16 protein-coding genes are annotated in these 14314 nt (G+C 70.7%); 4 read left to right on the plus strand and 12 right to left on the minus strand.

Going from position 1 to position 14314, the window contains the following annotated elements; all coding sequences use genetic code 11:
* Positions 1-154: 154 nt before the first annotated feature.
* On the plus strand, positions 155-1024 hold the full coding sequence (locus AB0C27_RS26565; RefSeq protein ID WP_357848510.1) for a CAP domain-containing protein: 870 nt from the start codon (positions 155-157) through the stop codon (positions 1022-1024).
* A gap of 239 nt (positions 1025-1263) precedes the next feature.
* On the opposite strand, the gene AB0C27_RS26570 is transcribed toward AB0C27_RS26565, so the two are convergent.
* Genes AB0C27_RS26570 through AB0C27_RS26585 form a run of 4 tightly spaced genes read right to left on the minus strand, consistent with a single transcriptional unit; the run spans position 1264 to position 4602 of the window.
* Positions 1264-2043 carry an ABC transporter permease subunit gene (locus AB0C27_RS26570; protein ID WP_357848512.1) on the minus strand — a complete coding sequence of 260 codons (780 nt, stop codon included), beginning with the start codon at positions 2041-2043 and terminating at the stop codon, positions 1264-1266.
* Positions 2040-2789, minus strand: a complete 750-nt coding sequence (locus tag AB0C27_RS26575) for an ABC transporter permease subunit (RefSeq protein WP_357848514.1) — start codon at positions 2787-2789, stop codon at positions 2040-2042. The genes AB0C27_RS26570 and AB0C27_RS26575 overlap by 4 nt, the downstream gene beginning before the upstream one ends.
* The gene (locus AB0C27_RS26580) at positions 2786-3538 is read right to left on the minus strand and encodes an ABC transporter ATP-binding protein (RefSeq protein WP_357848516.1); all 753 of its coding nucleotides are present in this window, start codon (positions 3536-3538) and stop codon (positions 2786-2788) included. The genes AB0C27_RS26575 and AB0C27_RS26580 overlap by 4 nt, the downstream gene beginning before the upstream one ends.
* Positions 3535-4602, minus strand: coding sequence for an ABC transporter substrate-binding protein (locus AB0C27_RS26585; RefSeq protein WP_357848518.1), 1068 nt, complete (start codon positions 4600-4602; stop codon positions 3535-3537). The genes AB0C27_RS26580 and AB0C27_RS26585 overlap by 4 nt, the downstream gene beginning before the upstream one ends.
* Positions 4603-4819: 217 nt before the next feature.
* Between AB0C27_RS26585 and AB0C27_RS26590 the strand changes: the two genes are divergently transcribed.
* Positions 4820-6001, plus strand: a complete 1182-nt coding sequence (locus tag AB0C27_RS26590; RefSeq protein ID WP_357848520.1) for an amidohydrolase family protein — start codon at positions 4820-4822, stop codon at positions 5999-6001.
* On the opposite strand, the gene AB0C27_RS26595 is transcribed toward AB0C27_RS26590, so the two are convergent.
* Positions 5966-7108: a helix-turn-helix domain-containing protein gene (locus tag AB0C27_RS26595; protein WP_357848522.1), complete on the minus strand. Its 1143-nt coding sequence runs from the start codon at positions 7106-7108 to the stop codon at positions 5966-5968. The two genes, AB0C27_RS26590 and AB0C27_RS26595, sit on opposite strands and share 36 nt — an antisense overlap.
* An 88-nt stretch (positions 7109-7196) precedes the next feature.
* Between AB0C27_RS26595 and AB0C27_RS26600 the strand changes: the two genes are divergently transcribed.
* Positions 7197-8123, plus strand: a complete 927-nt coding sequence (locus AB0C27_RS26600; protein WP_357848524.1) for an adenosine deaminase — start codon at positions 7197-7199, stop codon at positions 8121-8123.
* Positions 8124-8205: 82 nt separating this feature from the next.
* Here AB0C27_RS26600 and AB0C27_RS26605 read toward each other — a convergent pair whose 3' ends face one another.
* The 5 genes from AB0C27_RS26605 to AB0C27_RS26625 all read right to left on the minus strand — a co-directional run bounded on the left by AB0C27_RS26605 (position 8206) and on the right by AB0C27_RS26625 (position 11294).
* The gene (locus AB0C27_RS26605) at positions 8206-8466 is read right to left on the minus strand and encodes a hypothetical protein (RefSeq protein ID WP_346114012.1); all 261 of its coding nucleotides are present in this window, start codon (positions 8464-8466) and stop codon (positions 8206-8208) included.
* Between the two features lie 326 nt (positions 8467-8792).
* Positions 8793-9560: a type I methionyl aminopeptidase gene (gene map, locus AB0C27_RS26610; RefSeq protein WP_357848526.1), complete on the minus strand. Its 768-nt coding sequence runs from the start codon at positions 9558-9560 to the stop codon at positions 8793-8795.
* A gap of 63 nt (positions 9561-9623) precedes the next feature.
* On the minus strand, positions 9624-10346 hold the full coding sequence (locus AB0C27_RS26615; protein WP_357848528.1) for a siderophore-interacting protein: 723 nt from the start codon (positions 10344-10346) through the stop codon (positions 9624-9626).
* On the minus strand, positions 10343-10873 hold the full coding sequence (locus AB0C27_RS26620) for a PadR family transcriptional regulator (RefSeq protein WP_357848530.1): 531 nt from the start codon (positions 10871-10873) through the stop codon (positions 10343-10345). The genes AB0C27_RS26615 and AB0C27_RS26620 overlap by 4 nt, the downstream gene beginning before the upstream one ends.
* 61 nt (positions 10874-10934) lie before the next feature.
* Complete coding sequence (locus tag AB0C27_RS26625; RefSeq protein WP_346114007.1) at positions 10935-11294, minus strand: nuclear transport factor 2 family protein; 360 nt, start codon at positions 11292-11294, stop codon at positions 10935-10937.
* 140 nt (positions 11295-11434) lie between these two features.
* Here AB0C27_RS26625 and AB0C27_RS26630 point away from each other — a divergent pair, with 140 nt between their 5' ends.
* Positions 11435-12037 (plus strand): TetR family transcriptional regulator, encoded by a 603-nt coding sequence (locus tag AB0C27_RS26630; RefSeq protein ID WP_357848533.1) that lies wholly within the window; start codon positions 11435-11437, stop codon positions 12035-12037.
* 65 nt (positions 12038-12102) lie between these two features.
* On the opposite strand, the gene AB0C27_RS26635 is transcribed toward AB0C27_RS26630, so the two are convergent.
* A complete protein-coding gene (locus AB0C27_RS26635) occupies positions 12103-13074 on the minus strand; it encodes an NAD(P)-dependent alcohol dehydrogenase (RefSeq protein ID WP_357848535.1) in 972 nt (323 codons plus the stop codon).
* Between the two features lie 246 nt (positions 13075-13320).
* Positions 13321-14304 carry a ketol-acid reductoisomerase gene (gene ilvC, locus AB0C27_RS26640; protein ID WP_357848899.1) on the minus strand — a complete coding sequence of 328 codons (984 nt, stop codon included), beginning with the start codon at positions 14302-14304 and terminating at the stop codon, positions 13321-13323.
* Positions 14305-14314: the final 10 nt, after the last annotated feature.

Below are 14314 nucleotides of genomic sequence, written 5' to 3' on the forward strand. Positions count from 1 at the left end.
GAGGGTCGCTCTGGTTTACCGGCCGCAACCAGGGGCGTATTACGATTCAGCTACCTGGAACTCCAGGTATGGCGCGGAATTTCCGTACAAAGCCGACTTGGGGGTACCAGAATGCGGTTCGACGCGGTGTCGAGCCCCCGACCGGAGGACTGAAATGCGCAGACAGCTCCAGGCGATGGCCTGCCTCGGAAGTCTGGCGGCATTGAGCATCCCCGCCCCGGCCGCGGCCTCCAGCGACCGAAACGCCCAGCGGACCGCCCAGCAGACCACGCAGCAGACCACGCAGCAGACCGCCCAGCAGAGCACCCAAGTGAGTGCACAGCAGAGCGCGCAGGCGTGCCGGGTGGTCGCGCTCAAGCCGTTCGTCTCCAAGAGCAGGGTGCGCGGCACCGTCGCCAGGACGGGCTGTGCCGACCAGGCCCGGCTGCGCGTGCGCATCAAGGTCTCCGCGGCGGGTCCCGACCGGGTCGTGAAGAGCGGCTCCAAGGTCGTCGGCAACGGCCGGATCACCGCCAACGTGAAGTGCGGCAGCACGCCGCGCCGCTACTACGTGGTCGCGCTCGACTCGCAGGGCCGGACGAACACCTCCCGGGCGCTGAAGCTGGCCTGCGGGCGCCCGGCCTCCAACTCCGGCTCCAGCGGCTTCGCCTCCGCCGCCGAGACGGCCGTGGTCACGCTCACCAACCAGGCCAGGGCCAGGAACGGCTGCCGTCCCCTCGTCCACGACGCCAAGCTGCACCGCGCCGCCGAGCGGCACTCGGCCGACATGGCGCGCAACAACTACTTCGATCACGAGTCGCAAGACGGCCGCACGTTCGACCAGCGGATCAAGGCCGAAGGCTTCGACTTCCGCCTGGCCGGCGAGAACATCGCCAAGGGCCAGCCCAGCGCCGCCGCCGTGGTCAGGGCCTGGCTCGACAGCCCGGGGCACCGGGCCAACATCATGAACTGCTCCTTCACCCACATCGGCGTCGGGCACGCCGGTCAGGGCCCCACCTGGACGCAGGACTTCGCCGCCCGTTAGGGCACCTCTCCCTGGACCAAGGGAGCGTCGGGCTTACACCGGCCACACCCCGAGCCGGTTCCCCACCGCACGCCCACGCGCTCCCCTTCCGGGCGGACCCGGCCGCGCCTCCCCCCGCACAAAGGACCGCGGCCGGGTCCGCACACCTCCCACCGCACGCCCGTCCACACGAGCCGCCGCACGCCACTCGGGCCGCCACGCGTCCGCCCCGGCAGGCCGCCGTACGCCGCCCGCGCCGCCTATTGGGCCGGCCGGTCCGAGAAGCGGGCCAGGACGAGCGCCTCGACGACGCCGACCACCGCGTACGCCAGGATGGACACCCCCGTGACCACCACGATGTCCGCCCACACCTCGTCGTAACGGAACCCGCCGATCGCCCGCAGGATCTCGGCCCCGATGCCCTGCCCGGTGGCCAGCCACTCCGCGATGAGCGCGCCGATGATCGAGGCGGGCACGGAGATCCGGGCCGAGGCGAAGATCGAGGGCATCGCCGTCGGCACCGCCACCTTGCGCAGCACGGTCAGCCGGGTGCCGCCGTACGCCATGATCAGGTCGGTGGCCTGCGGCGAGGCCGATCTCAGCCCGAAGGCGATGTTCACGAGCGCGGGGAAGAACACCACGACGCCGCCGATGACGGCGACGCCGACGAGATCGCGGCCGAAGATGAGCGTGATCAGCGGCGTCATGACGACGAGCGGCACCGAGCGCAGCAGCATCGCGACCGGCATGAACGTCTGCTCGACGGTCCTGAACAGCACGAACGTGACGGCGACGACGGTCGCGGCGATCATCCCCGAGGCGAAGCCGACGGCGGCGTCCCTGACCGTGATGCCCAGCGCGCCGAACACGGCCTCGCGGTGGGCCGCGGACGACGTCAGGTACTCCCAGACCTGCGGCGGGCGCTTGCCCACCAGCGGGCTGATCCCGAACGCCTCCAGCGCCAGCCACCAGGCCGCCACGACGATGACGACGGAGGGCGCGAGCGGCCCCACGATCCGCAGCACGATCCGGCCGATCATCGCGACGCCCCTCTCGACCAGGGGGTGACCACGCGGGCGGCGAGCGCCACGAGCGCGTAGCCGAGCCCCGCGATCAGGCCGGCCACGAGCGCCAGCCCCCAGGTGCGCGGCACCTGGAACTGCTGCTGGGAGATCATCAGCGACACGCCGAGCCCCTGGTCGTTGCTGCCCAGATACTCGCCGATGATGGCGCCGAGCAGCGCGGACGGCGCGGAGATCTTCAGGCCGGCGAACGTGCTGGGAAGAGCGGAGATCACCTGTACGTAGCGCAGCCGCGCCAGGCGTCCGCCGCCGTACACGGTGACGAGGTCGAGGCTGGCCCGGTCGGCCGAGCGCAGCCCGAGCAGGGCGCCGATGAGGGTGGTGAAGAAGACGGAGATGGCCGCGAGGAAGACCACGGTCGCCTCGCCGCCGAAGACCACCAGCACGATCGGCCCGATGGCCAGCAGCGGAACGCAGTAGCTGATCACGGCGAGCTGGGTGGCGACGGCCTCAAGCCGGGGCACGAGCAGCACCAGCAGCGCCACGCCGATGGCCAGGCCGTTGCCCCACAGGAAGCCCTGGACGGCCGCGGTCAGGGTGGCGGAGGCGTTCGGGCCGTAGAAGGCCCAGCCGTCGCGGCCCACGGACGCGAGCACCGCGGCGGGGGTGGGCACCGCGCCGCCCTCGGCGAACACCGTCGCCGCCAGCAGCCACCAGAGCGCGACGAGGGCGACGACCCCGATCAGCCCCTGGACTCGTCTCATGCGCCGTGCCCGAACAGCAGGTCGCTGAGGTGGTCATGGATGGCGTGGAACTCGGGCGTACGCATCATCTCCGGCGTACGCGGACGCGGCAGGTCGATCTCCACCATCTCGATCACCCGCCCAGGCCGCGGGCTCATGACCGCCACCACGTCCGACAGGAAGATCGCCTCGCCGATGCCGTGGGTGACCATGAGCGTGGTGGCCGGCTTCTCGGTCCAGATGCGCAGCAGCTCCAGGTTGAGCCGCTGGCGGGTCATGTCGTCCAGGGCGCCGAACGGCTCGTCCAGCAGCAGCACGCTGGGCTTGACCACGAGGGCGCGGGCGATCGAGACCCGCTGGCGCATGCCGCCGGACAGCTCGGCGGGGCGGGCCTTCTCGAAGCCGTCGAGACCGACCAGCTTGATCAGGTCCTCGATCACCCCTGGCTCGGGCCTGATCCCGGCCACCTCCAGCGGCAGCCGGATGTTGGCCGCGACGCTGCGCCAGGCGAGCAGCGCCGAGTCCTGGAAGGCGATGCCGAGGTGGTGGCTCCTGCGCAGCTCCTGGGGCGTCTCGCCGTTCACCGAGACCTCGCCCTCGGTGGGCTCCTCCAGGCCGGCCAGGATGCGCAGCACCGTGGACTTGCCGCAGCCGGACGGGCCGAGCAGCGACAGGAACGCGCCCTTCGGCGTGCTCAGGTCCACGCCCTCGACGGCGGTCAGGCCCTTGCCGAACGTCTTGCTCAGCCCGGTGACGCTGATGCCGCTCATGCCAGTTTGAGGCTCGGGTCGGCCTGGTAGATCTCATTCAGGATCGACAGGTCGAACAGCTGCTCGGCCTTGATGTCCAGGCCCGCCTTGGCCAGCGACTCGATGTTCTGCGCGATCAGCTCGGGCGTCATCGTGAACAGGCCGTTGGCCTTGGCGTCGGGGGTGACGACGAGCTCGTTCTGCATCTTCGCCTCCTCCGTCTGCTCCTTGACGTCGAGGTTCTGGTCCTTGCCGTAGACGGTGGCGGCCAGCTCGGCGGACTTGGCCGGGTCGGCGACGGCGTCCTTCCAGCCCTTGATCTCGGCGGTGAGGAACGCCTTGAGCTTGTCGCGCTCGTTGTCGATGGTCTCCTGCGTGACCGTGAACGTCTCGGCGACCAGCGGCAGCCCGGCGTCGGCGAGCAGCAGGTACGCCGGGTCGTGACCCTGCATGCGCAGGTTGACCGGCCCGCTGGTGACGAAGCCCACGTACCCGTCGAGCTGCCCGGAGGTGAGCATCGACGGGTCGGACTGGAACGGCACCCGGGTCACGCTGGACGCGTCGAGGCCGTTGGCCTTGAGCAGCGCGTTCCAGACCAGCTCGTTGGAGTCCTGCACACCGATCTTCTTGCCGGCCAGGTCCTTGGCCTCCTTGATCGGGTTCTTGTTCAGGGAGACGATGGCGAACGGGTTCTTCTGGAACGTCGCGCCGACGATCTTCAGCGCGGCGCCCTGGAGCACGGCGGGGGCGGTGATGGTGGGCGCCGACAGGCCCGCCCAGCAGCGGCCGGTGGCCAGGCCCGACTCGACCGAGGTGCCGGAGCCGCCGCCGGACAGCAGCTCGACCTGGCTGAACCCGGCGTTCTTGAAGTGGCCGTTGGTGTCGGCGAAGTACTCGCCGGCGAACTCGACGTTCTTCTTCCAGGAGAGCTGCAGCTTGATCGCCCCGAAGCCGCCGCCCGCGGCGCCCGTCGCGCCGCCCGTCGCGCCTTCAGTGGCGCCGTCGTCGCCGCAGGCGGCCAGACCGAGCGCCAGACCGGCCAGACCGGTTGTCCGCAGGAACGCGCGACGGTCGAGGGTAGCCATAATTCTCCTTGAACGGCCTAGACGTGCAGGTCAGGAAGCTATCTCCCGATTATTACCATCGTGTGACGGTCATTTCGGACTGCGGGCCGATCCGGCCGTGGAAGGCGGACAAGCCGGGAAAAGCGCTGGCGGGCCCTGTAGGTCCCTACGAGAGGGCGGCATCAGGACCGTAGATCCCTCCAGCGGCCCAGGGGCTCGGGTAGCGTCGGGCCTTGAGATGAGACTCGACGGAATCCCCCTTTGGGACGGTACCGAATATCGCGGCCCGGTCGATCTGGCCTGGGAGCCCGACCGGATCACGGACCTCAGCCCGGCGGCGCAGCGCCACGGCGACCTGTGCGTGCTGCCCGGCCTGGTCGACACGCACGTTCACCTGGTCGGCTACGCCGGCGACGGCGCGCCGCCCGACTTCGCGACCTGGCCGCTCACCACGACCCGCGACGAGCAGGTGCTGCACGGCGCCGCCCACGCCCAGCAGGCCATGCGGCACGGCGTGACGACGCTGCGCGACCTGGCGGGCGACGAGGCCCAGGTCGCGCTGCGCCGGGTCTTCGACGCCGGGGTGCTGGCGGGGCCGCGCATCCAGGTGCACGGCGTGGTGGGGATGACCGCCGGGCACAACGACCTGTTCGTGCCGCCCGCCGTGCCGCTGCGCAAGCCGACCGCCGACGGGCCCGACGAGTGCCGCAAGCTCGTCCGTACCTGGGCCAGGGCCGGCATGGACGGCATCAAGCTCACCACCAGCGGCGGCGTGCTGTCGATCGGCGACAGGAACGTCTGGCGCAACTACACCCGCGACGAGATCAGGGCCGTCGTGGACGAGGCCCACGCCCTCGGCATGCCGGTCGCCTCCCACGCCCACTCCGAGGACGGCATCAGGGTGGCCGTCGAGGAGGGCGTCGACTCCATCGAGCACGGCACGCTCATGAGCCGCGACCTGGCCGAGACGCTGGCCGCGCGGCGCACTCCCGTGGCCCCCACGCTGCTCATCAACGAGGCCATCGCCGAGGGCCGGGTGCCGGTCACCCGCGAGGCGATGGACAAGGCCGCCGAGCTGGTCGCCACCCGCAACGTGCTGCTGGCCCAGGCCGCGGCGCTGGGCGTGCGGTTCGTGCTCGGCACCGACGCCAACGGCCACCACGTGCGGTTCGGCGACCAGCTCGCCGAGGTCGTGCACATGACGCGCATCCTGGGCATGGACGCGGAGTCGGCGCTGCGGGCGGCCACCTCCGACGCCGCCGACGCGATCGGCATGCCCGTCGGCCGCCTCGCGCCCGGCCTGGGCGCCGACCTTATCGTGCTGCGCGGCCGCCCGTGGGAGCGCATCGAGGACCTGGCCACGGAGAACATCGTGGCCGTGGTCTCACGTGGCCGGCTCGTCGCGGGCCGGCTGCCCTGAGCGCAGCGCCAGATACAGGTCCGTACGGTCGCGCATCGACGTCATCCGCCGCCCGGTCAGCTCCTCGATCCGCTGCATCCGGTAGCGCAGGGTGTTGACGTGCACGTACAGCTCGTCGGCGGTGCGCTGCCAGGATCCGCACGTCTCCAGGAAGATGTCCAGCGTGCGCAGCAGCTCGGAGCCGTGCCGGGCGTCGTACTCCTCCACCGGCCCGAGCAGGTGGTCGCGGAAGGAGCGGCGGGTGGCGGCGGGCAGCGAGGCCAGCAGCAGGTCGAAGCTGTCGATGTCGGCCAGCGACATGATCGACACGGGGCCCGGCCCGGTCCTGGCCGACTCCATGCCGCGCCTGGCCGTCTCCAGCGCCTCGCCGAGCTGTGACACGCTGGCCGCCATCTCGCTGATCCCGGCCGCGATGCTCGTGCCCCGCCGCCCGGCGACCAGGTCGCGCAGCTCGTCGGCCAGGCTCTTGCGCGAGGCGCGGCCGTTGACCAGCACGATCGCCTCGTGCGGGGTGCCGCCGACGATCAGGTGCCGGCCCTTCCTGGCCAGGCCCTCGTGCAGCAGCTCGGGCAGGTCGAGGTCGGGGCCGCCGGTCAGGGTGACCGCCATGGCGGCGGTGGGCAGCCCCGGGTCTGCTCCGAGCAGCCTCAGGTGTGCCGACACCTCGCCCGGCGGAATGCGGCCGAGCACGTCGAGCAGCGTCTGCGCCCTGACCCGTTCGGCCCTGCGCTGCTCGGCGGCGAACCCTTCGGCGGTCACCACCTCGGTGATCGCGCCGAACGCCTGGTCGGGGGCGGCCAGCAGGAGCGGCAGCCGGCGGCGTTCGCACGCCTTGACCAGCTCGCCCGGCAGCTCGCCGAGCACGATCAGGCCGACGACCAGGCCGGCCGCGTCGCTGGCCCACAGCGCGTCGGCGAAGCGCTCGCAGTCGGACGGCTCGGCGTACCAGACGCCGCTGGTGAGCACGAGATCGCCGGAGCGCAGGTAGCGGCGGGGGTCGGGCAGGTCCGTCGGGTACGCGCGGCGGATCTCGCGGTCGAGGGCGCCGGCCCCGGTCACCAGCGTGAGCCGCAGGTCCTCGCGTGCCAGCAGATCCTCCAGCGTCATGAAATCTGATGTTATGCCAGCTCACGGGGTGAGAGTTCAGAGGTTCGCACGATACCTCGCACTACGTGGGTCCGGTTTACTCGTTGCCATGCGTCCCAAAGCAGAACTCCACCTGCATATCGAGGGCACCCTTGAGCCCGAGCTCGTCGTCGAGCTGGCCCGGCGTAACCGGATCGACCTGCCGACCTACGACGTGGAGGCCATCCGCTCCCGCTACTCCTTCACGGATCTGCGCTCGTTCCTGGACGTGTACTACGAGAACCTCGCGGTCCTGCGCACCGAGCAGGACTTCTACGACCTGGCCAGTGCCTACCTGCGGCGGGCCGCCGGGCAGGGGGTGCGGCACGCGGAGATCTTCTTCGATCCGCAGGCGCATCTGAGCAGGGGCGTGGCTCTGGAGACGGTGTTCGGCGGGTTGTCGGCGGCGATCAAGGACTCGGGGGCGTCGGCCGCGCTCATCCTGTGCTTCCTGCGAGACAGGGGCGCGGAGGAGGCCGAGCAGGTGCTGCGCGCGGCGCTGCCGTTCCGTGACCGCTTCATCGGGGTGGGGCTGGACTCGGCGGAGGTGGGATATCCGCCGTCGTTGTTCCGGCGGGTCTTCGACATCGCCGCGGCGGAGGGGCTGCGCCGGGTGGCGCACGCGGGCGAGGAGGGCGGGCCCGACTACGTGTGGGAGGCGCTGGACGTCCTGGGCGTGGAGCGGGTGGACCACGGGATCAGGGCGATGGAGGATCCGCAGCTCGTGGCCCGCCTGCGGGAGGAGCGCATCCCGCTGACCGTCTGCCCGCTGTCGAACGTACGGCTGCGGGCGGTGCCGTCCCTGCGTGACCACATCCTGCCCGCGATGCTGGACGAGGGCCTGGTCGTGACCGTCAACTCCGACGACCCGGCCTACTTCGGCGGCTACGTGGAGGACAACTACGCGGCGCTGCGGCGCGAGCTGGGGATGACCGACGAGCAGCTCGACCGGATCGCCCGCAACTCCTTCGACGCCGCGTTCGCCTATGAGGGCTGAACAACGAGGGGCGAACATGGTGTAGGGGCCCACCCGGCGGATGGGCCCCTGGATAACGCTGCTCAGCTGCAGAGGAATGACGTTAGCTGATGGAGCACTTCGTGTCTTCGCTCTTGATGCCGAGGATCTGGCTCAGGATGTCACCGGTCTGAACGACGAGGACACCGCTCGTGCTGTTGTCGACCTCGCCCTGGGCGAAGATGTTCTCGTCGCCGCAGAAGAAGAAGGTGCGCTGCGCGTCTTCGTTGGCCCGGGGCCACTCGGCCGTGGCAGCTACCGCGGAGCCGCCGAACATGACCATCCCGCCGACGAGACCGGCCAGGACGAGTCCTGATTTGTACATGTGATTCTCCCTGATACCTCTCGACTACTCTCCGTAGCTATCGGGAGAAGATCTGCCCTGCCCCCAAGTTCGACAAACGCCGATAATTTCCGGCTTGACCAGGGAAAACCCGCCACATTACCGAACAGGTGAAGAAGAACTCCCGGCTTGGCGCAGGTCTGCGGGTGACTGAAGGGCTGCCCGCCCCGCTCATGAGGCTTCCATGACCGTGCCAGGCGCCCTCTCAGGGCTTTGAAAGGGGAGCAGTGTGGGCAGACTAGTCGTGACTCCGCGTAGCGGATCATCATCGCCCGGATAACCACAGAACGGCACCCATCCGACCGCCGCTACGGCAGGGTCAGGATGACGGGGCCGTCCTCGGTGATGGCCACGGTGTGCTCGACGTGCACGCTTCTGCTTCCGTCGGCAGAGCACACCGACCAGCCGTCGTCCGCCATGTAGTAGTCGTCGCCGCCACCGGCCATCAGGCTGGGCTCGATCGCGATCACCAGCCCGGGCCGCAGCCGCAGCCCTCTGCCGGGCCTGGCCTCGTTGGGCACCCACGGCGACTCGTGCATGGACCGGCCGATGCCGTGGCCGCCGAAGTCGTTCTGAATGCCGTAGCCGGCGCCGCGCCCGACCGTCGACATGGCGTGCCCGATGTCGCCCATCCGGCCGCCGGGCACGGCCGCCTCGATGCCCGCGGAGAGCGTCTCCTCGGCCACCCTGATCAGCTTGAGGTCCTCGGCGCGGGGGTGGCCGACCGTGAAGCTGACGGTGCCGTCGGCGTGCCAGCCCTCGACGATCGCCCCGCAGTCCACGCTGAGCAGGTCTCCGTCCCGCAGCCGGTACGACGTCGGCAGCCCGTGCAGCATGGTGCCGTTCACGCTGGTGCAGATGACGCCCGGATAGGGCGTGGCGCCGAACGACGGGTGGTATCCGAGGAACGACGCCCCGGCCTTGGCCTCCTCAAGCACGGTCCTGGCCACCTCGTCCAGCTGCCTGAGCGTCACCCCGATGTCCGCCCGCTCGCGCACCGCGCTGTGTATGGCGGCGACCACCCTGCCCGCCTCCCGCATGGCGGCGATCTCACCGGCCGACTTCAGTTCGATCATGACTCCTCCTGAGCGATAACTATACCGGTATTTTTATCACGCCCAGTGGAGTGCTCGCGCGGGTCAGTCCAGGCCCTTCCTCCCGGGAGTCCAGAACGGCTTCGTCCGCACGTCCCTGCGGTGCCACCCGCGCTCGCCGACCAGGTGGGCGCGCACGGCCTGGATCGTGCGGGCCTCTCCCGCCAGATAGGCCACGCCGGGAGTGTCGGGCAGGTCCAGCTCCCTGACCGCGTTCACCAGCGCCTCCGACCGCGCCGCGGACGCGCCGCCCCGGCACACCTCGACCAGGTCGCCGGGGAGGCCGAGGTGGTCGCCCGGCCCCTCCGCCTCCACCGCCCCGTACGCCCGCGCCCCGGCGGGCAGGGCCCGCAGCATCGCCCCGAACGCCACGGACGCCGTCTCCTCCCCCGCGAACAGGTGGTACGGCGCCTCCTCTCGCACCACGAAGCTCCCTTCCGGGCGGGTGAAGGACACCCGCTGCCCTGGCGCGGCGTTCCTGATCCAGGAGACGCCCGGCGAGTCGCCGCCGTGGTCGTAGCCGACGAGGTCGAGGGCCTCCCAGGAGGGGTCGTGCCACCAGATCGAGTACGTCCGCAGCACGCCGCCCAGCGGGCCGCCGCCCTCGATCAGCAGCCGGATGTGCTGGCCGGGAGTCCACCGCAGGTACGCCAGAGCCGGCCCGCCGATCCTGACCCGCCGCATGCGGGCGGTCAGCTGCTCGGCCTCGATCACCTCCCCCTTGAGGAAGAACCGGTCGAGCCACCTGCGGGCGACACTGGGGCTCATGACCGGCTCCTCTCGGCATCGAGGTCCTCGATCCGGCGGCGGGCGTCCACGAAGATCTCCTGGATCCGCTCGACCACCCGCGGTTCGCCGTGGGCGTGGGCGAGCGTCTTCACCGCGGCCTTGACCAGGCGCAGCGCGGGGCCGACGATCTCCGCCGCCTCGGGCTCGCGGAACATCCCCCACTCACCCCGGCCCGCGGCCCGGCCCCACAGGCGCTCGATCTCCTCGGCCTTCTCGGCGGCCACCCGTCCGCCCTCGTCGGTGACGTGGTAGACCTTGCGGCCGTCCGTGGACTCGGCGCGGACGAGGCCCTCGTCCTCCAGCAGTTGCAGGGTCGGGTAGATGGAGCCGGCGCTCGGCTCGTAGGTGCCGTTGAAGCGGTCGGCGAGCCGGCCCATGAGCTGGTAGCCGTGGCCGGGCGCCTCGGCGACCAGGGCGAGGATGGCCAGCCGCAGCTCACCCGGCCCGAAGAAGCGCCCCGTGGGGCCCATGCCGCCGACGCCTTGGTTGCGACGTGCGTTCGTCATAGATCGGATGCTATATCGAACGATATATCGGAGTAAAGACGTACTATCTCGACTTTATCGCTCAGCGGCGCGGATCCGGGCCCTCGGTGACGCCCCAGGTCTCCGCGAGCCGGCCGTCGTCGATGCGGAAAATCTCGATGAGCACGGGACGGGCATCGCCTTGGGCGCCCATTCCCTCGACGGACGAGCGGACGGCCACCTTGTCACCGTCGATCAGAATGTCGTCGGCGACCACCCGCATCTCCGGAAACCGGGCGACGACCTGGACCCAGGCCGCCCGGCCCGCCTCGAACCCGGTGGCGCCGAGCGGATGGTTGCGGAAATCGGGCGTGAACAGCTCGGCGGCCTGGTCGAACCGCCGGGTGTTGAAACAGTCCTGCATCCGCCGCACCAGGGCGCCGGCTTCCTCGCGGGTGGTCATCGAAGGCCCCTCCTCGTCCTCGGCCGGCTCACCTGACGGCCAGACGGCCAGCTAACCGGGGCGTCGCCCCGCTTATCCGATGAGCATACGGGGCGGCGCCCCGGTTAAGCTAGGGCGGTGAGACGTCCAGCCACGGACCCGTGCCAGCCGAGCCGCCGGCGGATCCCGTGACCGACCGGGAGCCGCGGGCCGACGCGCGCCGCAACCGTGAGCAGGTGCTGGCGACCGCACAACGGCTGTTCGCCGCTCAGGGCCTCGGCATCTCGCTCGACGAGATCGCCCGCCGCGCGGGGGTCGGCCCTGGCACCGTCCACCGGCACTTCCCCACCAAGCAGGCGCTCTACCTGGCCGTCGCGATCGACCAGATCAGGCGGCTGGTCGCCGAAGGAGAGGCGCTCGCCGCCACAGACGATCCGGCCGCGCTGTTCACGCTGCTGTCCCGGATGATGGCCTCGGGGGCGGAGAACGCGGCGGTGAAGAGCGCGCTCACGGCCGCCGAGTTCGACCTGCGCGACGCCGCTCCCGACGCCGCCGCCGGCCTCACGCACCAGGTCGCGCGCCTGCTCGATCGTGCTCGTCAGGCCGGCGTCGTACGCGAAGACGTGACCGTCGACGAGGTGATGGCGATCGTCGCCGGCGCCTTCGCCGCGATCCGGCACGCCGGCGCGGACACCAGCCCCAAACGCTCCACCCACCTCGCCCGGATCATCCTCGACGGGCTCCGGCCCCCTCCCCGGCGGTAAGGCTCCGCCCGCCGCCTGGCGGCGCTCGTCAGCGCGTGATGACGACCTTGCCTCTGGCGTGGTCGTCAGAGCGTGATGACGACCTTGCCCCTCGCGTGGCCCCCTTCGAAGTGGGTGATGGCTTCCGGGACCTCGCTCAGCGGGTGGGTCCGGTCGATGACGGGGGTGAGCTTGCCCGTCTCGACCAGCTCGCGCAGGGTGTCGAGGTCCGCGGCGTTCTCCTTGGTGACGAAGGTGACGAACGTGTGGCGGACGAACGGGGACATCGCCTTGAGGCGGATGAGGCGGCCCATCACCCCGAACCAGGGCCCGCCGCCGGTGCCGCTGTTGGGGATGAGAATCCCGTCGGGGGTGAGAGCGCGCCGCAGGTCGGCCACCGAACGGTTGCCCACGTTGTCGAGAATGAGGTGGTATCGGCGGCCGGTGCGGGTGAAGTCCTCTTTGCCGTAGTCGATGACGTGGTCGGCGCCGAGCGAGCGGACCAGGTCGGCGTTCCCGCGGCTGCACACGCCCGTCACCTCGGCCCCGTACGCCTTGGCGAGCTGCACCGCGCACGTGCCGATGCCGCCCGAGGCCCCGTTGACCAGCACCCGCCGCCCCGCCCGCCCTTCCCCGCGCAGGGCCCGCAGCGCGGTCAGCCCCGAGGTGGGCAGGGCGGCGGCCTGCTCGAACGTCAACGCGGCGGGCTTGCGCGCCAGCGGCCCGTCCGCGCGCACGGTGACGTATTCGGCGAAGGTGCCCTGGGCGCAGCCGAAGACCTCGTCGCCGGGCTCGTACGCCATGACGCCCCCGCCCACCGCCTCCACCACGCCGGCCAGGTCCTTGCCGAGCCCGGGCAGCTTCGGCCGGGCCGGGCCCGCCATCGCGCGCAGGATGTACGGGCTGCCTCTGAGCAGGTGGTGGTCGCCCGGGTTGACCGCGGCCGCGCGGACCCGGACCAGCACCTCGCCGTCACCCGGCACGGGCTTGGCCACGTCACGCAGCTCGATGACGTCAGGCGGGCCGTAAGCGTGGTAGCGGATGGCCTTCATCGTCATGGTGTCTCCTCTGACACGTGAAAGAAATTTCTGACATATGAAAACCATACCTCCCCTATGGGTGCTTGTGCGGGGGTCGCGGGCGACAAAAAACCGCGGCGGCCGGAGGAGATCCTCCAGCCGCCGCGGCTCGCGTTCGTTCAGGCATCCGGCCGTTCAGGCGCTCGGCCGTCCAGGCCGTTTCACCCGTTCAGGCACCCAGCCGTAGAGCAGTTCAGCCGTTGAGCGGTTCAGGCGTTCAGGCGGTCAGGCCTTGAGCCAGCTCATCATCGGGCGAAGCTTGGCGCCGGTCTTCTCGATCGCGTCCTCGGACAGCTCACCGCGGTAGCGCTGGAACTCCTTCTGGCCGCCGTCGAACTCCTCGACCAGCTGCCGGGCGAAGGTGCCGTCCTGGACCTCGGACAGAATGCGGCGCATCTCCTGACGGGTCTCGTCGGTGATGACGCGCGGGCCGCGGGTGTAGCCGCCGTACTCGGCCGTGTCGGAGACCGACCAGTACATCTTGGAGATGCCGCCCTCGTACATGAGGTCGACGATGAGCTTCATCTCGTGCAGGCACTCGAAGTAGGCCACCTCGGGCTGGTAGCCGGCCTCGATGAGGGTGTCGAAGCCCGCCTTGATCAGCTCGGAGACGCCGCCGCAGAGCACGGCCTGCTCACCGAACAGGTCGGTCTCGGTCTCCTCCTTGAACGTGGTGCGCAGCGCGCCGGCGCGGGTGCCGCCGATGCCCTTGGCGTAGGAGAGCGCGAGGTCGAGCGCCTTGCCCGAGGCGTCCTTCTCGACGGCGACGAGCACCGGGACGCCGCGCCCCGCCTCGAACTGGCGGCGGACGAGGTGACCGGGGCCCTTGGGGGCCACCATGCACACGTCGACGCCCTCGGGGGCCTCGATCAGCCCGTAGCGGATGTTGAGACCGTGGCCGAAGAACAGCGCGTCGCCCTCGACCAGGTTGGGGGCGACGTGCTCGGCGTAGAGGTGGCGCTGGATGTGGTCCGGCGCGAGGATCATCGTGAGGTTGGCCTCTTCGACCGCCTCGGAGGGCGTGAGCACGCGCAGGCCGTCGTTCTCGGCCTTCTCGCGGCTCTTGGAGCCCTCGGGCAGCCCGACGCGCACGTCGACGCCGGAGTCACGCAGGGAGAGCGCGTGGGCGTGGCCCTGGCTGCCGTACCCCAGCACGGCCACGTGGCGCCCCTGGATGATCGACAGGTCGGCCTGGTCGTCGTAGTAGATCTCGGTCACT

It is taken from the genome of Nonomuraea sp. NPDC048882 (assembly GCF_040649755.1).
In the GTDB taxonomy this organism is placed as follows: Bacteria; Actinomycetota; Actinomycetes; order Streptosporangiales; family Streptosporangiaceae; genus Nonomuraea; species Nonomuraea maheshkhaliensis.

What these genes read in the sequence shown, in the direction of transcription:
- map (WP_357848526.1), bottom strand. Translation starts at nt 9,560, where the DNA reads ATGATCGAACTGAAGTCGGCCGGTGAGATCGCCGCCATGCGGGAGGCG.
- AB0C27_RS26615 (WP_357848528.1), bottom strand. Translation starts at nt 10,346, where the DNA reads ATGAGCCCCAGTGTCGCCCGCAGGTGGCTCGACCGGTTCTTCCTCAAG.
- AB0C27_RS26600 (WP_357848524.1), top strand. Translation starts at nt 7,197, where the DNA reads ATGCGTCCCAAAGCAGAACTCCACCTGCATATCGAGGGCACCCTTGAG.
- AB0C27_RS26625 (WP_346114007.1), bottom strand. Translation starts at nt 11,294, where the DNA reads ATGACCACCCGCGAGGAAGCCGGCGCCCTGGTGCGGCGGATGCAGGAC.
- AB0C27_RS26580 (WP_357848516.1), bottom strand. Translation starts at nt 3,538, where the DNA reads ATGAGCGGCATCAGCGTCACCGGGCTGAGCAAGACGTTCGGCAAGGGC.
- AB0C27_RS26635 (WP_357848535.1), bottom strand. Translation starts at nt 13,074, where the DNA reads ATGACGATGAAGGCCATCCGCTACCACGCTTACGGCCCGCCTGACGTC.
- AB0C27_RS26605 (WP_346114012.1), bottom strand. Translation starts at nt 8,466, where the DNA reads ATGTACAAATCAGGACTCGTCCTGGCCGGTCTCGTCGGCGGGATGGTC.
- AB0C27_RS26590 (WP_357848520.1), top strand. Translation starts at nt 4,820, where the DNA reads ATGAGACTCGACGGAATCCCCCTTTGGGACGGTACCGAATATCGCGGC.
- AB0C27_RS26570 (WP_357848512.1), bottom strand. Translation starts at nt 2,043, where the DNA reads ATGATCGGCCGGATCGTGCTGCGGATCGTGGGGCCGCTCGCGCCCTCC.
- AB0C27_RS26585 (WP_357848518.1), bottom strand. Translation starts at nt 4,602, where the DNA reads ATGGCTACCCTCGACCGTCGCGCGTTCCTGCGGACAACCGGTCTGGCC.
- AB0C27_RS26595 (WP_357848522.1), bottom strand. Translation starts at nt 7,108, where the DNA reads ATGACGCTGGAGGATCTGCTGGCACGCGAGGACCTGCGGCTCACGCTG.
- AB0C27_RS26565 (WP_357848510.1), top strand. Translation starts at nt 155, where the DNA reads ATGCGCAGACAGCTCCAGGCGATGGCCTGCCTCGGAAGTCTGGCGGCA.
- AB0C27_RS26575 (WP_357848514.1), bottom strand. Translation starts at nt 2,789, where the DNA reads ATGAGACGAGTCCAGGGGCTGATCGGGGTCGTCGCCCTCGTCGCGCTC.
- AB0C27_RS26620 (WP_357848530.1), bottom strand. Translation starts at nt 10,873, where the DNA reads ATGACGAACGCACGTCGCAACCAAGGCGTCGGCGGCATGGGCCCCACG.